This is a genomic window from Actinomyces sp. 432 (assembly GCF_009930875.1).
Lineage (GTDB): Bacteria > Actinomycetota > Actinomycetes > Actinomycetales > Actinomycetaceae > Actinomyces.
On record NZ_CP025249.1, the window covers coordinates 478,874 to 497,036 of the forward strand.

General features: G+C 70.6%; 12 protein-coding genes and 2 pseudogenes. 3 read left to right on the forward strand and 11 right to left on the reverse strand.

Going from position 1 to position 18,163, the window contains the following annotated elements:
* Positions 1-4: 4 nt before the first annotated feature.
* From CWT12_RS01995 to CWT12_RS02015, 8 genes and pseudogenes are all read right to left on the reverse strand, one after another.
* Entirely contained in the window at positions 5-1,279 is a 1,275-nt protein-coding gene (locus tag CWT12_RS01995) for a glycoside hydrolase family 1 protein (protein WP_161923499.1), read from the reverse strand.
* Between the two features lie 164 nt (positions 1,280-1,443).
* Positions 1,444-2,304 carry a CocE/NonD family hydrolase gene (locus tag CWT12_RS14280; RefSeq protein WP_161923500.1) on the reverse strand — a complete coding sequence of 287 codons (861 nt, stop codon included), beginning with the start codon at positions 2,302-2,304 and terminating at the stop codon, positions 1,444-1,446.
* On the reverse strand, positions 2,301-3,389 hold the full coding sequence (locus tag CWT12_RS14285) for a CocE/NonD family hydrolase (RefSeq protein WP_161923501.1): 1,089 nt from the start codon (positions 3,387-3,389) through the stop codon (positions 2,301-2,303). The genes CWT12_RS14280 and CWT12_RS14285 overlap by 4 nt, the downstream gene beginning before the upstream one ends.
* A 94-nt stretch (positions 3,390-3,483) precedes the next feature.
* Positions 3,484-3,741, reverse strand: coding sequence for an alpha-L-rhamnosidase C-terminal domain-containing protein (locus tag CWT12_RS13340; RefSeq protein WP_202616246.1), 258 nt, complete (start codon positions 3,739-3,741; stop codon positions 3,484-3,486).
* A 5-nt stretch (positions 3,742-3,746) separates the two neighbouring features.
* On the reverse strand, positions 3,747-5,294 hold the full coding sequence (locus tag CWT12_RS13345) for a family 78 glycoside hydrolase catalytic domain (protein ID WP_202616247.1): 1,548 nt from the start codon (positions 5,292-5,294) through the stop codon (positions 3,747-3,749).
* A 2-nt stretch (positions 5,295-5,296) separates the two neighbouring features.
* A complete protein-coding gene (locus tag CWT12_RS13705; protein ID WP_272927772.1) occupies positions 5,297-5,671 on the reverse strand; it encodes an alpha-L-rhamnosidase N-terminal domain-containing protein in 375 nt (124 codons plus the stop codon).
* Positions 5,623-6,429 (reverse strand): annotated as a pseudogene (locus CWT12_RS14495) (glycoside hydrolase family 78 protein); the annotation flags it as partial. The pseudogene CWT12_RS14495 and the gene CWT12_RS13705, both read right to left, overlap by 49 nt.
* Positions 6,430-6,976: 547 nt before the next feature.
* Entirely contained in the window at positions 6,977-8,011 is a 1,035-nt protein-coding gene (locus tag CWT12_RS02015) for an endonuclease domain-containing protein (protein WP_161923502.1), read from the reverse strand.
* Positions 8,012-8,267: 256 nt separating this feature from the next.
* Here CWT12_RS02015 and CWT12_RS14620 point away from each other — a divergent pair.
* Positions 8,268-8,375 (forward strand): annotated as a pseudogene (locus CWT12_RS14620) (DUF5605 domain-containing protein); the annotation flags it as partial.
* 270 nt (positions 8,376-8,645) lie between these two features.
* On the opposite strand, the gene CWT12_RS02025 reads toward CWT12_RS14620, so the two are convergent.
* From CWT12_RS02025 to CWT12_RS02035, 3 genes are all read right to left on the reverse strand, one after another.
* Positions 8,646-10,220, reverse strand: a complete 1,575-nt coding sequence (locus CWT12_RS02025; protein ID WP_161923504.1) for a glycoside hydrolase family 43 protein — start codon at positions 10,218-10,220, stop codon at positions 8,646-8,648.
* Positions 10,221-10,378: 158 nt separating this feature from the next.
* The gene (locus CWT12_RS02030) at positions 10,379-13,474 is read right to left on the reverse strand and encodes an alpha-L-rhamnosidase (RefSeq protein WP_161923505.1); all 3,096 of its coding nucleotides are present in this window, start codon (positions 13,472-13,474) and stop codon (positions 10,379-10,381) included.
* Positions 13,475-13,981: 507 nt separating this feature from the next.
* Positions 13,982-14,590 carry a TetR/AcrR family transcriptional regulator gene (locus CWT12_RS02035; protein ID WP_237564258.1) on the reverse strand — a complete coding sequence of 203 codons (609 nt, stop codon included), beginning with the start codon at positions 14,588-14,590 and terminating at the stop codon, positions 13,982-13,984.
* Between the two features lie 419 nt (positions 14,591-15,009).
* Between CWT12_RS02035 and CWT12_RS02040 the strand changes: the two genes are divergently transcribed.
* Positions 15,010-16,266 carry an MFS transporter gene (locus CWT12_RS02040; RefSeq protein WP_161923507.1) on the forward strand — a complete coding sequence of 419 codons (1,257 nt, stop codon included), beginning with the start codon at positions 15,010-15,012 and terminating at the stop codon, positions 16,264-16,266.
* Between the two features lie 94 nt (positions 16,267-16,360).
* A complete protein-coding gene (locus CWT12_RS02045) occupies positions 16,361-17,668 on the forward strand; it encodes a glycoside hydrolase family 1 protein (protein ID WP_161923508.1) in 1,308 nt (435 codons plus the stop codon).
* The last annotated feature ends 495 nt before the right edge of the window (positions 17,669-18,163 follow it).

Below are 18,163 nucleotides of genomic sequence, written 5' to 3' on the forward strand. Positions count from 1 at the left end.
GGAGTCAGGCGCCGGGCTCGAGCGAGGCGGCATTCTTCGCGGCGATCCGCCCCAGCCAGGCCAGGGAGGGCTTGGGCATGCGGGCGAAGTCGCGCTCGCGGTCCACGGCGATCAGCCCGAAAGTCGGCTCCCAGCGGCCCCACTCATAGTTGTCCAGCAGTGACCAGTGGCAGTAGCCGCGTACATCCGCGCCGTCGGCCACGGCCGCGATCAGGCCGCGCAGCGCCTCGGTGGTGTAGGCGATGCGGCGGGCGTCATCGGAGGTGGCGATGCCGTTCTCGGTGACCAGCAGGGGCTTGCCGTAGCGCTCCCAGTAGCGGCGCAGGTTGATGCCCAGCGCGTCGGGACGGTAGGCCCAGCCGGTCAGCGTGTTCTCGGGCGAGTCGGGGTGCGGGACGGGGCCGGAGGCGTCCACCGGCTGGGAGGTGTAGGCCTGCACGCCGATGAAGTCGTCCTCGCCGGTGGCGTCCAGGTAGACGCCCTCCCACTGGTGGAAGACCCGCTCGAACGCCTCATCATTACCGGGGGTGGAGGTGAAGGCCTGGGCGGCGATCGCCCAGCCGACCTGCGCCTGCGGCACGGTCTGGCGCAGCACGGCACGGGCGGCGGCGTGCATGGCGATCAGCTTGGGTGCCAGCTCGAGCGACGGGGCGGGCAGGGCGGCCATCTGCTCGGTGGGCGCGGCCGCCTCGACGTCGTCGGCCCCATGTTCGGCGTTACCAGCCGCCACGCCCCCGGCCGGAGCGCGCTCCGTCCCGGGGTTCTCGCCGATCACGGCGGTCAGGCCGCTCATCAGGTTCAGGATGTTGGGCTCGTTGATGGTGATGATCCAGCGCACGTCGTGCAGGATCTCGGAGACTTGGCGTACGTAGGCGGCGAAGCGGTCGGCGGCGTCGGCGCGCTGGATGCCGCCGCCGAGCGTGAACCACAGCGGGCAGGTGAAGTGGTGCAGGGTGATGATCGGCTCCAGGCCGTACTCGTGGCAGGCGTCGATCATGTCCCGGTAGTGCAGCAGGGCGGCGCGGGAGAAGTCGCCGTCGGCCGGCTCGATGCGAGCCCACTCGATGGAGAAGCGGTAAGCCTTCAATCCGCCCGCGGCGGCCAGGCGGATGTCCTCGCGGTAGCGGTGGAAGGAGTCGCAGGCGGAGCCGGACTTCTCCGGCAGCAAACCGGCGGGGGAGTGCTCCACGGCCCAGAAGTCTGAGGCGATGTTGTCGCCCTCCACCTGATGGGCGGCGGTGGAGGCGCCCCAGATGAAGTCGTCGCGCAGGATGGTCATGGCTGGTCCTTTTGCTGAGGTGAATGGCGCAGTGGTCAGTGTCCAACGGGAGCGGACCGCATTGCGCCGCTTCGACCGAATTCGGCACGTTACTTCTACCGAACTCGGCACGTTACTTCTACCGAACTCGGCACGTTACTTCTACCGAACTCGGCACGTTACTTCTACCGAACTCGGTGAGGGGGAGCGGCGGGGTGAGCCGTCAGATCGACGGTGGTGACGACGACGGCGCTGGGGTGGTCGGCGTCGTGCAGCACCCGCATGGCCACCGGGGCGCCGTCGGCCGGGTCGGCCACGCTGTAGCGCGGCCAGTTGGAGCCGGCCAGGTCCAGGCGCAGGCGGTGTCCGGCCGGCAGGTGCACGCCGGTGGCCCACATGTCCACCTCCGCCTCCACGGGCTCGCCCGGTGTGAGCGGGTCGCGCCGATCCAGGCCGGCGTGGGCGCTGAGCCGCAGCACGCCGTCGGTCAGCAGGGTGGAGGTGCCGTCCGGGGCCACGTCGGTCAGGGCGGCGTGCAGGTGGGCGTCGACGGCGTCGGCCGCCACCCAGGCCTCAAGCCGCACCGGCCCGAGGATCGTCACCGGCTCGGTCAGCGGCGCACTGGTGAACACCGCGACGTCCCCGCGAGCCTCAACATCGCGCTGGTCGTGCGGGCCGGCGTCCTCCGGCGGCCCCATGAGCATCTGGCCGCCCGCGGTGGGCACCGGATCCGCGGGGTCATGCACCCAGGCGGTGAAGCCCGGAGCAGCCTCATGGGCGGACCGTTCCCGCGGCGAGACCGCATCGGCCGCTCCGCTCGTGACACCGTCGGACTGTGCGGCGGGTTCAATCCGCCCCTCTCCTGGGGCGTCCAGTATCCCGCCCGAGCCCAGGTGCCAAGCCTGTTCGACGGCGTCGGGGGCGGGCCAGGCGGGCAGGTCGATCCACCGGTCCGCGCCCATGATGTAAACGCGTACCGGGTCGCGGGGCAGCCGCGCCGCCGCCTGCGCGTCCCCGAGCACCGCCTTCCAGAAGTCCAGGCTCAACTCGCCCAGGCCGACGTCGTCGATGCCGCCGCCGGGAAGTCGCGCCCGGCCAGGTGCCCGTCGAAGGTCAGGTGAGTCCAGGGGCCGATGACCAGGCGTACGTCGCCGGGGCGTCCCCGCGCCGCCGCACCGGCGGCCATGGCCGTGAAGTTGCGCAGGGTGCCGCCCTGGAACAGGTCGTACCAACCGGACATGTGCAGCGTCGGCACGTCCAAGTCGGCCAGGGCACCAGTCGGGTAGGCGACGGATTCCCAGTAGGCGTCGTGCAGCGGATGGTTCACCCAGTCCACCACGTGCCCGCCGGCCCGGTGCGCGGCCGCCAGATCGCGTGCCGCCTGCCCGATCCCGACCCGCTTTAGATATGGGGTGAAGTCCTCCACCGGCTCGGGCAGTGTCTCCTGCGGGGCGTCCGCGCGACCGTCGCGCCACAGCCCGGTGCGTACCTGCTGGCGCGCCCACTCATACGACGGACCCTCCAGCAGCACACCGCCGCGCATGGCCAGGTCATCGTCATAGGTGGAGGGAGACACCCAGGCGGTCATGCCCGCCAGGTTCTCGACGCTCGCCAGGGCAGCGGTGAACTGGGTGGTGGTCAGGTAGGAGTTGCCGAAGGTGATCACCCTCCCGTCGCACCAGGGCAGTGCGGCCAGTGCCGTCCGTGTGGCCACGCCGTCGGCGGCCTCATCGAAGTAGAAGCGGAAGCCGCCGTCGGAGATGTCCGTGCCGCGACAGGCCTGGGCGACCACCGCAAAACCCGCGGCGACGGCCCGATCCAGGCTCACGCCCGCCTGCATGCCCAGCACCCCCGCCATGAGGCCGGGCGTGGCCGGGTCCGCGCCCGTGACTTCGGCGACCATGGGGCGCCAGGCGCCGAAGTAGGGGCAGCGGGTCAGCAGCGCCGGGTGGGCGGCGTCGTCATCGGGACGCACGACGTCGGCGCGCAGCACGGTCCCGTCCGGCATCGGGACCTCCAGTACCTCGTGGATGGCGCGGGAGGCGGGTCCGTCCGCAGCGGGCAGCTTCAGGGCGGCGCGCACGGAGGCCGGGATGGCGGTGGCCCGGGTGTTTTCAGGGCCATCGGTCATGAGCACTACTCCTGTCCGCGGTCGGTTGTCGGCTACTCCGGTGAGGTCGGCGTGGCAGCGGCTTCGGCTCGCACGCCGGCCCACTGGCTCTGCCTCAGGCCACCAGGTGGTGGCGGCCGTGGGACAGCTCGATGGGTTCCTCGCCCTCCCGGCCCGGCAGCGTGACGCGTGCGCTCGCCCCGACCGGGACGACGACGTCGACCTCCAGCCGCCCCTGCCCGGCCGCTGCCGCCTGCGAGGTGATCTCGTGTCCGGCCTCGTCCACCAGCCGCCAGGCCACGGCCGCCCAGCCGTAGGGGGTGCGGTGCACGGACTCGGCGTGGGTCAGGCCCCCGCCCGGGGCCGGGGCCACCTCGATCACTCGGTAGCCGGGGCCGCGGGAGCCATGCCCGCGACGCTGCGCTGCAGCCAGGCCGCCACCGCGCCCAGGGCGTAGTGGTTGAAGCTGGTCATGTCGCCGGGGTTGATGCTTCCGTCGGGCAGCATGGAGTCCCAGCGCTCCCAGGTGGTGGTGGCGCCCATGGTGACCGTGTACAGCCAGCTCGGGCACGTCGTCGTCAGCAGCAGCCGGTAGGCGGCATCGACGTGGCCGGTGGCGCTAAGCGCGCCGGTGAGCACGGGCGTGCCCGCGAAGCCGGTGGACACGTGCCCGCCGGAGGCCTCCACCAGCTCCGCCAGGCGGTTGCCGGCGACCTCGCGGTTGCCCTCCGATCCGGTCAGGTCGAAGGTGATCGCCAGGGCGTAGGCGGTCTGGGTGTCTGAGGTCATGCGCCCAGCGCCGTCGGTGAAGCGGGCGCGGAAGCCCTCCCCGATCGCCTCCGCCAGGGCGGCGTAGTGCGTGGCGTCCTCCTCATTGCCGAGCACCTGCGCCCAGCGTGCCACGATCCGGGCCGACTGGGCGAAGAAGGCCGTGGCCACCAGGTGTGGCTCGGTCATCGCCTGCATGGGGTTGTCCGGCGGGGCGGAGGGGTCGAGCCAGTCGCCCAGCTGCATGCCGGAGTCCCACACGTGGTCATCCGCGGCCAGGGAGTCCACCAGATCCACCCACGCCTTGGCGGAGTCATACTGCTGCGCGAGCAGGTCCCGGTCGCCGGTGGCCCGGAACAGCTCCCACGGCACCACGGTGGCGGCGTCGCCCCACACGGCGGCGGGCCGCGGCGGCGTCCACAGGCCGCCCGGAACAACGGGCACGTACCAGGGCACGGTGCCATGCGCCTGCTGCTCGATGGCCAGGTCCGCCAGCCAGGAGGACAGCAGCCCGGTGCAGCCGTAGTGGAAGGCAGCGGTGGGGGCGAAGGCCTGGATGTCACCGGTCCAGCCCAGACGCTCGTCGCGCTGCGGGCAGTCGGTGGGCAGGGCGACGAAGTTGTCCCGCATGGACCAGCGCGAGTTCTCATGCAGGCGATTCACTCGGGCGTCCGAGCATTCGAAGGCACCCAGCCGCTCCATGGAGGTGTGCACGACGACGGCGGTGATCGCCCCGGCCTCGATGTCCCGCTTGGCGGCCGCCGCCCCGCCCGGCCAGCCCGAGACGTCTGCGTAGCGGAAGCCGTGGATGGTGAAAGCCGGCTCCCACTCCTCCACGCCGTCGCCGGCCAGGGTGTAGCGGTCGGTGGCGGTGGCGCCGCGCAGTGGGCGCGTGCCTAACTGGCCGTGCTCGAGCACCTCGGCGTGCCGCAAGGTGATGGTGGTGCCGGCCGGGCCGGCCACGCGAATGCGCAGGCGGCCGGAAATGTTCTGGCCGAAGTCGATCAGCGCCCGCTCCGGGGAGGTCTCGATCTCAGCCTCCCCGATGCGCATCGCCCACCGCTCCTGCACGGTGACCGCCACCGGGAGCAGGGTCTCCTGCGCGCGCACCGGGGCATCGACCGGCATGATCAGCCGCTCGGCGTCGGAGTCGCCCACCGCTACCGGTGACCAGGCGTCGTCGTCGAAGCCGGGGCGGACCAGCCGGGAGTGGTCAGGCGGGCATCGACTGTCTCGCCGTCGTACAGGCCGGTGAACAGGATCTCGCCCGCGCCGGCCCGCCACTCGGGGCCGGTGGCGACGGTGCTGCGGCTGCCGTCGGCGTGGGTGAGCTCGAGCTGGATGATGGCGGCGACGTCGTCGCCATACAGGTTGCGGTAGCCGCCGTCGAAGCCGATGTGTCCGCGGTACCAGCCGTCTGCCAGCTGCGCGCCGAGCGCATGAGTGCCGACGCCATCGCCGGCGGGGAGTGGTCCAGGAGTTGGGTGGTGACGTCGTAGGTGCGTGCGACCAGCCGCTGCCCGTACACGGTCCAACCGGGCACCAGCTCGTCGGTGCCGACACGGCCGCCATCGAGCTCGGCGCGAATGAGCCCGTGGGCGCTGACATAGGCGCGGGCGGAAACCACCGGGCGGTCGACCCTGAACTCGTGGCGTACACGCGGCGGGCGGCGGTCGCTATCGGGGTTCTCCGGCCAGGCGGGGCCCACCGGCAGGGCCTGCCAGTCGGCGGCATCCAGCAGGCCGGCCTCGTAGACGGCGGGCTCTGACCATCCGGTGGTGGCGGGCACCGCAGTGGCCGGGGTGGTGGCGGAGGCGGCGACGGCGACCGAGCCGGTCACGCGTACCCGCACCACTACCCGCTCGCGGGATGCCAGCGCGACGGCGGGCCAGGCGGTCAGGACGCCGTCGGCGGTGGCCAGCGGGAGTGTTTGCGGGCTGCCGAGTGGGTTGCCGGCGGGATCGGTGCGGGTGAGCTCCACCTCGGCGTCGGTGGGGGACCAGCCTGCTGGGGCGGTGGGGATTTCCCAGGACAGGCGGGGGGTGGGGGAGGCTCCGCCCAGGACGTCACCGGGCAGGTACTGCTCGAACTTGAGGTGGGTGGGGGCGGTCAGCTCGCCGACGGGGTCGGGCAGGGCGGCGGCGGTGATCGCAGCCTCGGGGATGGAGGGGTGGGCAGCGGGGAGGGTGCCGTCGGGTTGGGACAACGAGACTTCGGGTAGTGGGGCATTTGGTGAGGCCGAAGTAGCGTGCTGCTGCGGCGAGGGGGACGTCTGCGATGTCTGCACTGACACGATGTGGCTCCGTCTGCGGTGACGAGGGGCGGGTGTTGAAACGACTCAAAGAATAATTGCCGGGGTGGGCGCAGTCAACGGGGACGGCGAGCCGTCCGCGGCCGCCACCACCGCCTTCCCGAGTACGTCCTCGGCGGCTCGGGTACGACCGCGTGAGCCCCAGGACGACCTCCGCGCCCACCTGAAGACAACCTCGGCGCGGCGAGTACGTCCTTGTTCGCCCGAGCACGACCTCGGCGCGGCGAAAACGTCCTCATCAGCCCGAAACCCTCCACGATGTGGAGGGTTTGGGGAGTACGAGGTCGTATTCGGCTGGTGTGGGGTGGTCGAGTACGACCTCGTGAGCCCGAATACGCCCTCATCGGCCCGAATACGACCCTGTGTGCTTGCTCGACTACGTCCTCATGAGCCCCAAAACGACCTCGGCGTGGCGAATACGTCCTCGTGCGCCCGAGTACGTCCTCGGGCGGGCAAACATGTCATCGCCCGGCCGAGAACGACCTTTTTACCCGCGCGGGTGCTCGCCGCGATTGATACTCGACCCGCGCTACTCCCACAGCCCGGGAACGCGGCGGGCACGCAGCGTCACGCTCGGCGGCATGCGCTCCATGATTCTCGCGGTCAGCCGCTCTTCGTCGTTGAGGTCCGCGTACGTCACCCGTATGAATGACCATCCCATGGCGCCGATGGCGTCCTGCCGGAGCTTCTCCTCCCAGAGGTCGTCATTCAAGCTGTACTTGCTGCGGCCGTCGAACTCGATCGCCAACCGCAGGTCCGGCCAGGCGAAATCGAGGAAGCGGTGGCCGTCGGCGTCGAGCATGATTTCGTGCTGCAACTCCGGCCCGGGCAACCCGAGCGCCACGACCAGACGCCGCGTCAGGCTCTCGCCTGGCGACTCCGAGAATGGGCTCGCCATGGCAGCGACGGCGCGAGCGCGCACCGCTCCCCGCCGTGGGCCTTCCGCCCCAACCGCCGCCAGCAGCTGGGGACGAACGCGCTCCCACTTTGCCTTCGCCTGCTGCGGGCTGAATCGGTCGGGTTGGCACAGCGCACGCATGGCCGAATCGACGATTGTGATCGACTCTCGCGCAGGCAGGTCGAAGGCGCAGTCGACCGCCGTTCTCAGCAGGGACGTGACCGGGAGCCCGTTGACCACTTCTACATCATCGGCCTGCAGCCGGGACCGACGCCGCCGCAGGCTGATCGCACGACCCGCCCCGGATGGGTGCGGGAGGTTCCCGTCCGTGAAGGCGACCGGAGCCAAGGGAAGCCGGGTGCGCTTGGGATTCGTGGGCACTGCGATGCGAATATCGGTCTCGCCATGGCGCAGCCACAGTCCGTGCACGAGTGCCGCCGCCTCGTGGGTGAGTACTACTGCGGATCTGGCCGAGTGCACGGCGGCCACACACCGGGCCAGGCCGACCTCGCGCTGCTGCGCCCACACCGCCCGCCCGGGAGTCGGAAGCAAGGCGACGCCGGGAGCGATCTGCACACGGGTGTCACCGGCACGGGACCTGCTGGGGCGCCCGGCATAAGTGAACTCAATCGTGGGCAGCGGGGGTGGCGCGGGGATGGTGTCCATGAACTGATGCTCGGACAGTTGCGGCTTTCGCGCACGCGGGGACCGCCGACTCTCCACAGGTGTTGGGCGAGCCCTGCGACGAGGATGAATTGTGGACTCCGGCGGCGCGTATTGCGGACTGATGACCCGCAGCCCTCCACGACGCCGTCGGCCGCGGATGGGGGGAGAACTACCCGCCGACCTTTCGGCACTGCCCAGCCCTTTCGGACCGCGGTTACGGTGCCGGAGCGCCGCTTAGCGGCGAGCGGAAGTCGGCGACACGTGGAACATGACGATCGAGCAGGCGGCCGCTGGGGTGAACGGCAGGGCCTACGTGCCGCTTCCGAGCCGCCCTTGGATGGCGGCGCGGGTGCGCTGCGACTGAATCGGCGGGTGTTCTTGCGCCTGCAGCAGCCGGGCTGAGCCAGGTAGATCCGCGTTTTGTTGGTATTGCGCGGAATTGTCAGTTGGGCTGGAGTTGGGTGATAGTGCTCCAGTGCGCAACGGGCACCTCGGCGCGCACAGGAGGCAACCCACGGCCGCTAACGGTTTCGGTAGAACCGCGGAATCGTGTGGACTGTGGGAATGGGCCTTGCGGAGACGTGCACAGCCGTACAGCCGTCAACCGGGCTCATCCTGCCCGAGCCTGACGTGTCTACAGCGGTTGGTAAATGAAGCGCTCAATGGTTGCCGTGCCGCTTACGGCGCGCACGCCCACGACCCGCCCGGTGAAGCCGCCGGCGACCTCGGTGGACAGGTAGCGGCCGTCCAGCCGGCCCAGCTCTATGTCTCGCCCATCCACGCTCACGCCCAGCACCAGTTCGTCGGGCACGCGCTGGCCGAAGAATCCCGACTCCGGGAGCTGCGCGCTCACCCACATCCGCAACGCCCGTCCCTGCGGCGCCTCCATGTACTCCGCAGCCAATTCGCCAAGAGTCTGTTCAAACGGCGCCGCGGTCGCCACGGCCACGGCACGGTCCCCGTCCCAGCGCACGGCGGCCCGGTGACCGGGGTCCAAGTACACGCAGAGCTCGACGGCGGCGCCCGGCTCCACCACCAGTTCCGCCTCGGCGCGCCAGGCGGCGTCGCGGCAGCGGGTAGCCAGCAGCGGGCGCGGCGCGGCGTCGTCGCCGGGCGCGGTGAGCCTCAGTCTCCCGGCCTCGTTGCGCGCCAGTGCGGCACGGGCGAGCCCGCCCGGGGAGACCCACTGGTCGGGCAGATCCCAGGGAGCGTCGGCGTCGGCCACCGGACCCGGCCGACCGCGCAGCTCATCGGTGAAGGCGTGCGTGGAGGAGGCGTCGCGCGCGGCGATCGCCTCCGCGTAGCGGTCCTCGACGACGACCGGCCAGTCCCCCTCCCAGTGGGCGCCGACCAGGAAGGTCTCCCGGCCGTTGACGTGATACCCGGGGAAGGGCTCCAGCTGGCGAATGCCCAGGTGCACCATGGCGAAGCGCGCCCCGTCCCATCCGTCGGCGTCGAGGGGCACCAGGTCGGCGTGCCCGGTGGCCTGCACCGGATGGTCGGTGGAGCGGTGGGTGAGGATCGGGTTGCCGGGGTGCTCCTCCCACGGGCCGGTCAGCTCGCGGGCGCGCGCCATGGTCACGCAGTGCCCGATGCCGGTGCCGCCCTCGGCCAGCAGCAGGTACCACCAACCGCGGCGGCGGTACAGGTGCGGCCCCTCCGCGTCGCGCATGCCCGTGCCCTGCCACAACTCGACCGCCTCGCCCAGGCGTCGGCCGGTGCCCGGGTCGATCGGCACCGAGCGCAGCGTGGATACCGCGGTGCCGGTCTCGAAGGACACTCCGCGCCAGCTCAGGTGGCAGACGCCCTCCTCGTCCCAGCACAGGTCCGGGTCGATGCCCGGGGTGTCGGGCACTTCCACCGGGTCGGACCAGTCGGCGGCGGGATCTGTGGTGCGCACGATGCGCTGGCTCAGCGGGTCCTGCCCCATATTGGTGACGATCACGTAGAAGACGCCGTCGTGGTGGCGGATGGTGGGGGCGAAGGTGCCCTGGGAGCCGGCGTCGCCTCCCGGCAGCGGCAGGGCGGAGGGGCGGGCGTAGGCGTGACCGACCTGCTCCCAGTGCACCAGGTCGGCGGAGCGGTGCACGGGCACGCCCGGCAGGTACTCGAAGCTGGAGTTGACCAGCCAGAAAGCTCCGTCCACGCGGCAGATGGACGGATCCGGGTAGTAGCCCGGCAGAATCGGGCGGGCGGACCGGGTGGGCACGGTGTCCTCCTTTGACGCGGCGTTCTACTTCGGGCGCTGGGGGTGGTGGTCCGAGAGGACACGGGGCGCCTCGGACCACCGCCATATCTACCGGTCTCGGTGTGTAACTAATGCCGGTCTCGGTGTGTTACAAGTGCCGGTCTCGGCGGGAGTGGGGGTTAGCCGCGCTGGGCGGCGGGGACCTGGGGTGCGTTCGGCGCCACTTCGGCGATGACGGCGTCAAGCGCGGCCTTTACCGCCTCCATGCCGGGAATGAAGCCGTACATGGTGGCAGCTCCGGGCACGACCCGCGCCGTCGAATCGAGCTCATGGGTGAGGAATCCGGTGAGCGTGGCCGCCGGGTCCGCCATGTAGGCGCCGTGCTTGCCGCGCACCGCCTCCACCGCGCGCTCCCAGGCCGCATCATCGTCCATCAGGTCCCGTACCGTCCGGATCTCTCCGTTACCGTCGCGCAGCTGCGCGGGCAACGCCACCGTGCGCTCATGCAGCCCGTGGCCGAGCACCTCCGGCGCCACACCGGGCAGCACCAGCTCGGCACTCGCCCCCACCGGCACCTGCACGCTCACGTGCAGCGTGTCGCCGTCGAGCTCCCAGGCGGTGCGGGCGGTGCCCAGCGGCAGTCGCCGCACCACGCTCGCGGAGGTGAAGCCGTGGCCCACCTGCGGGGCCACCCGCAGCGCGCGCCCGCCGACGTCGACCACGTCCAGGCCGGCCAGGTCCGTAATCAGCCACTGGGTTACGGCGCCCAGGGCGTAGTGGTTGAAGCTCGTCATCTCCCCGGGGTTGATGTCCCCGTTGGGCAGCATGGAGTCCCAGCGCTCCCAGATGGTGGTGGCGCCCATGGTCACCGGGTACAGCCAGCTGGGGCACTCCCGCTCCAGGATGAGCCGGGCCGCCGTGGCCGCCTGGCCGCCCTTGACCAGCGCCGTCGGCACCAGCGGGGTGCCGACGAAGCCGGTGGAGATCCGGAAGGACCGCAGCCGCACCAGGTCCGCCAGGCGCTGCCCCGCCCCGGTCACGCGCCGCGGCGTGTCCAGCAGATCCCAGGCCAGTGCCTGGGCGTAGACGGTGGCGCAGTCGGACAGGATCAGCCCGTCGGCGGTGACGTAGGCGTCCAGGTACGCTTCCCGCACGCTCGCGGCCAGTGCCTCGTAGTGGGCGGCGCGCTCGGCGTTGCCGAGGATCGCCCAGGCGCGAGCGGTGATGTCCGCGCTGCGGGCGAAGTAGGCGGTGGCCACCACATCCGGGTCGGCCTTGGCGGCGCCCGGGTTGTCCGGCGGGGCGTCGGGGTCCAGCCAGTCGCCGAACTGGAAGCCGCCCCGCCACAGGTGCGAGTCCCCGGCCACGGCGGCGACGCCGTCGACGAAGCAGCTCATCGCCTCCACGCTGGCGGCCAGCACCGCCGGGTTCCCGGTGGCCTCATATACCGCCCAGGGCACCAGGGTGATGGCGTCGCCCCAGGCACACGTGAGCTTGTTGCCCTCCAGCACATCGGGGGAGACCACCGGCAGGGCGCCGTCCGGGGTCTGGGCGGCGGCCAGGTCCCTCGTCCAGGAGTTCAGGAAGGCGGCGGCGTCGTACAGACTCAGGGCGGTGGGGGCGAAGACGCCGATGTCCCCGGTCCAGCCCAGGCGCTCGTCGCGCTGCGGGCAGTCGGTGGGGACGGTGATGAAGTTGTCGATGGCGGACCAGCGGGTGTTCTCCACCAGCTTGTTCACGAGCGGCTGGGAGCTGGTGAACCAGGCGGACCGATCCATGCCTGCGGAGACCACGCGCGCCGTGAGGGAGGCGAGCAGCGCGTCGTCGTCGCCGGGGAAGCCCTCGACCTCCACATAGCGGAAGCCGTGCTGGGTCAGAGTGGGGGCGAAGATCTCGGGTCGTTCGGCGGTGCCGGTTCCGGCCAGGGTGACGCGGTCGGTGCACTCCGCATTGCGCAGCGGGCGCGTGCCCAGCTCGCCGTGCTCCAGCACCTCGGCGTGGCGCAGGGTGATCACGTCCCCCGCCTGGCCGCCGGGCACCGTCAGGCGCACGTGCCCGGTGAGGTTCTGCCCCAGGTCCACCACGCGTCTGTTCGACGGCGTGGTGATCACCTCCACGGGCCGCACCTCGCCGACGACGGTGGGCAGGGGCAGCGTGGTCGGCTCCAGCGCCGCCTCGGGCAGGTCGAGGACGGCGACCGGGGATTCGGCCTCCGCCTCACCCAGCGCGGGCAGGCGCAGGTCGGTGGACTGGCCGTTGTACAGGTCGTTGGCGGTGATATTGGAGGGCCGCCAGGCCCAGCCGCCGTCCGTGCCGACGACGGTCGTGCTCGCGCCGTCGCTCAACTCCACCTGGGCCAGCAGCCAAAGGTCCTGGCCGTAGACGGCCTCGCGCATGTTCCAGGTGAGGTGGCCGCGGTACCAGCCGTTGCCCAGGACGACGGCGAGTTCGTGCTCACCGGGGGTCAGGACGGTGGTGACGTCGTGCGTCTGCACCAGGATGCGTCGGGAGTACTCGGTCCAGCCCGGGGCGAGCTCGTCGGTGCCTACCTTGACGCCGTCTATGAAGGCCTCGTAGGTGCCGCCGGCGGTCAGGTGCAGGCGGGCGGCGGTGGTGCCGGCGGGGACGGTGATGCGGCGCACCATCACCGGTGCCGGATCGGTGCGCCGGTTGCCGGGGGCGGTGATGGGGCGGGCGGTCCAGTCGTCGCGTTCCAGCAGCCCGGTCTCGACGACGGCGGGCGCCGACCAGGGGGACCAGACTCCGTCCTCCCCGGCAACGCGCACCCGCCAGGCGGCGCTCTCACGCGACTTCAGCGGCGGGGCGGGCCAGGGGACGAACAGGGAGTCCGGGCCGTCCAGGGCGAGCACCTCGGGGGCTCCGGGCAGGGCGCCGACGCGGCCGCGGACCACCTCGATCTCGGCGTGGGCCTGGGCCCAGCCGGCGGGGGCGGACGGCACTTCCCAAGACAGCGCCGGGGTGGGGCCGGTGCCGCCGAGGACGGGTCGGTCGGGGCGGTGGTGGTCCACGCGCAGGCCGACCGGAGCGGTGAGAGCGCCGACCGGATCGGTGACCTCCGGCGCGGGGACGGTGAGAAGGTTGGCGTTGGGGGAGAGGGAGCCGGCAGGACTGTCGGCCGTGGTCCGCTTGATGTCCGTGCCAATGGAGTCGGCTGAGCGCCTCGGGGACGTGGGGCTGTCACCTGCGGGGAATGCGGCGCTGCCGCCTGCGCCCCCGGCGGGGGAGGCGGATTGATTTGAACGGTGTGCGGGCATGAGGCTCTCCGGGTCTTCGTTGAACCGTTTCACGGATTGGGGTGAGCGTATGCGGGCTGCGGGGATTCGTCAACCGTAGCGCATGTGCGGTCGAGCGCCTCCGGCCTTGGGCGGCGGTGCTTGTGTCCTCCCGCGTACTGCACGACCCTGGGCGACGTTAAACGACCTTGGTGCCTGTTCCACGACCCCGGGGTGGTCGTGGAACAGGCACCAAGGTCGTGGAGTATCACCAAGGTCGTGGAATGCGCACAGGGTGAATCATTAGCGGCGTCCCGCTGAAGGACTATCACCAAGGTCGTGGAATGGGGGTGCAAGAGACGGCTGTCAGTCCCATGCCGGACAACGTCAAGCCCGATCTGGCCTGGTTGGGCGCAGCACCACTTGCTGCCGCGTGCTGCTCAGATGTGAGTCGCTCCGTGTGTGGCCGCTCGGTGCGGGGAGGATCCACGCCGTTGGCGCCAGGATCGCGGAGACTCGGGCGGGGCGGTGGCTCCGGCTACCGGGTGGCTAGGCCTTGCGCAGGCGCTCGGCGAAGTCTCGCACCACGGCCGCCATGTCCACGCTGCGGTCCAGCAGCCACTCCGCCTGCACGCCCTCAATGAGCGCCACAAGCTGCGTGGCGGCCAGATCCAGGTCCACGTCTTCGCGCAGTCGCCCCGCCTCGTGCTCGCCCTCCAGGTCTGCGCGTACCGCCGCCCGGAAGCGACGTGTGAGGCCAACGATGTAGTCGTGTGCGGGGTGCTCGGGATTGACCGCCTCGGCGCGCATGACGGCGTCGAGCTGGATGAGGCCCGGAATGGTGGCGTTGTGCTCCATGACCAGCGGGAGGGCCTCCAGCAGGCCGTGCTCGGTGAACAGCCCCGCGCGCCACTCGGACTCGGTCTCCTCGCGTCGTTTAAGGACCGCCTCAAGCAGCTTCTCCTTGCTGCCGAAGTGGTGGCGCAGCAGGGTATGGCTGACCCCTACGGCGTCGGCGATCTGCCGCAGGGAGAGGTTGTTGTAGCCCTGCTCGGCGAAGACCTCCATGGCGGCGTCGGCGATGGCGGCGCGGCGTCGTTCCCCGTTGGCATAGCGCGTGCGCCCGTCGGGCGGGGCGACGGCGTCTGAGTCGGACACGGTCAACCTCATCTCCGGGCAAGTCGCGGTTCTCGGGCGCGCGGGCCCGGCGGGTGGAGCCGGGTCCGCCACAAGCCTAGACGATTGGTTTCTGGGGCCTGGCGGCCGTATCGCCGGGGACTGTTGGTGACTTGCGTTGACTCACCGCGACCCGCGAGGAGAACCTAGACCGTATTGGAAGTGATTTAAATCTTGACCAACATGGTGCATGTTGGGATATGGTGTTGACCGCAAGGCGCCGCGGGCTCCGTGGGCGCACCATCGCCGGCACTGTCGCCGGCCGCATATCAAGGACGATTGATGACTACCCCACCCAGTACCAGGCGTGAAGGCGCCGGCGCCCCCACGCCTCCACCGCCGTCGACGGCGCCTATGTGCAGCAGGCGGCCGAAGACGGGTATCCCGCCGGCGGCGCGGCGATGAGTCCGGAGGACGAGGAGGCGGCGCGCATAACCGCCAAGTTCGGCAACCCGCGCAAGACGATCTGGCTGGTCCTCGTCGCCGCCATCGGCGGATACATCATGATGATGGGCATGGGCACGGCTCTCCAGCTGCGCCTCAGCGTCATCAACGAGGACCTCGCCACCCTGGTCTACTCGCGCGCCACCTCCCTGTCCGCGCTGCTCATGCTCGCCGTGGTTCCGATCGTAGGGGCCCTGAGTGACCGCACTCTTTCGCGGTTCGGCCGCCGTCGCCCCTGGATCGTCGGCGGCTACCTTGTCGCTTTCCTGTGCTTCCTCATCATCGGCTACTCGACGAGTTCCATCGTCATCATCGCGGCCTACGTCATCGGTATCGCCTCCGCCCAGGCGGGCTTCAATGCCTATTCCGTCATCCCCGTAGAGGGCGTTCCCGGAAACATGCGCGGACGCATCATGGGCTTCATGGGCCTGTGCGGCGCGCTCGCGATGAGTGCAGGCTCCTACATCGCAGGCGCCCTCGTTGACATCTCCACCGTCCTGCTGATGACCGTGCCCCCGAGCCTCGCGATCATCTGCGCCCTGCCGCTCCTGTTCCTCTACCGGGACCCGCGCCACGGCCCCGAGGAGATCCCCCAGGGCGGCCCGCTGGACATGTTCGCCCACATGTTCGTCAATCCGGTCAAGCACCCGAACTTCGGCATCGTCTGGCTCTCCCGCTTCCTCGCCGGCGCCGGCATGGCCGCCTTCCTCGGCTTCTTCGTCCTCTACCTCATCATCGGCCTGCACATGACTCCGGCCGAGGCCGGCGCCCAGGCGGGGCACCTGTCCCTCATGAGCGCCCCCGTCTCCATCATTGTCTTCATCGGCTCCGGCTGGATCTCCGACAAGCTCGGCATGCTCAGGCCCCTCGTGGCCCTCGCCGCCATCATCATGGCGGCCGGCCTGATCATCGCCGCCACCTCCACCACCATCGCAGGTTTCACCGTCGCCTGGATGGTCTTCGCCGTCGGCCAGCCGATGTACCTCACCGTGGATCTCGCCCTGTGCGCCAAGGTGCTGCCCAACGAGGCTGACGCCGGCAAGGACATGGCCGTCTTCGGCCTCGCACTCAACCTCGGAAACGTGCTTGTGCCGGCCGTTGCCCCGACGCTGCTCGGTCCCGCGTCAAACAACTACCCGTTGTTGTGGGGCACGGCTGCTGCGCTCGTCTTCGCAGGCGCCCTGCTCATGCCGCTCGTCAGGGGCGTCAAGTAGGCGGGCCGGCCCCACCACGCAACCTGCCGCAGCGTCCGGCCCCCGGCTCTCCCGCAGCACTAACCAGCCAACACACCACGGAGATAATCACCTCATGACTTCCCCTGCATCCTCGCCGGCACCCGCCGCCGGCTCCTCTGCTGCAACCCGCACCACCCCCTTCCCGGAGGGATTCCTCTGGGGCACCGCCACCGCCTCCCACCAGGTGGAGGGCGGCAACACCAACAACGACGTCTGGCTGTACGAGCACGTACCGAACACCATGTACGCCGAGTCCTCCGGTGACGCCTGCGACCACTACACCCGGTACCGGGAGGACATCGCCCTGCTCGCCTCCCTGGGACTGAACTCCTACCGCTTCTCCCTGGAGTGGAGCCGCATCGAGCCGGCCGAGGGGGAGTTCTCCGCCGTAGCCATCGCGCACTACCGCGACATGCTGCGCGCCTGCCGCGAGCACGGGCTGACCCCGATCGTCACCTACCACCACTTCACCTCCCCGCAGTGGCTCATCGCCCGCGGCGGCTGGGAGGACGCCGACACACCCGCCCTGTTCGCCCGCTACTGCCGCCGCGTCACCGAGGAGCTCGGCGACCTGTTCGACATCGCCTGCACCATGAACGAGCCCAACCTCGCCATCCTGCTAGGGGAGATGGGCATGTGCGAGCGCGAGCCGGCCCAGCGGCTCGGCAACCCCACTTGGGAGGGCGCCGCCCGTGCCCTGGGGACGACGGCGGACAAGGTCGCCGGCTTCCAGCTCTCGGCCACGCCGCAGGCCTACGAGATCAAGTGCGCCGCCCACAAGGCGGCGGTTGAGGCCATCAAGGCCGTCAAGCCCGAGATGCAGGTCGGCTGGACCCTGGCCAACTCCGACTTCCACGCGGCCCCAGGCGGCGAGGACCGGGTGGCGCGCATGAACGAGGAGAACAACCTGCGCTACCTGCGCGTAAGCGAGGGCGACGACTTCGTCGGGCTGCAGACCTACAACCGCACGGTGCTCGGCCCCAACGGCCCGGTCCCGCCCGAGGAGGGCGCAGTGCTCAACCAGGGCGGGGAGGAGATCTGGCCCTGGGCGATCGGCGCCGTGGTCCGCCAGGCCTGGGACGCGGTGCAGATGCCGATCTACGTCACCGAGAACGGGCTGAACACGGAGGACGACACCCAGCGGGTGGACTTCCTGCGCACCGCCATCGGTGAGGTTGGCGCCGCGATCGCCGACGGGGTGGACGTGCGCGGCTACATGTGCTGGTCCGCCATGGACAACTTCGAGTGGATCTTCGGCTACGGCCCCAAGTTCGGCATCATTGCCGTCGACCGGGATACGCAGGCGCGTACCCCCAAGCCCAGCGCCCATGTGCTGGGGGAGATCGCCCAGTCCAACGGGGCGGTCCTGGACTGGAACTGAGATGGTCGGCCCGGCCATCTACGGGTGGTCGGGCCGCCTCGCGTTCCGCGCCGAGGTCGGTCGAAATAACCGCCGAGGTCGGTAGTAGTTACGCATCGAGGTCGGTAGATATGGCGGCTGCGCCCGTCCTCGGATTGCGTGGTCCTAGAGGAAGTGCAGCGTCGCCAGGCAGCAAGAAGGGCGAGGACCTCGTCGTCCTCGCCCCGTGTTTTCCGTGGCCTCAGGGCCGTCGCGGGAATGCCCGCGGGGTGATCCGCCTCAGGCGGTCACCGGTTGCAGTCACTTTCAGCGCTGCTCGTTCTCGGCGGCAATAGCGCGCTCGAGCTCGCGCTCGCGGGCGGCAGCGGCACGGACGGCCAGATCGATGTCGAAGAACATGTGCGGTTCCTTTCGGTTGAGTTCTCCCGGCCGGTTCTCCGACCGGGGCCGGCTGGCTGTTCCTGCCGACGCCCATAAATGTACCGATCGGTAGGCGCCCGATCCAGTCCTGCGAGT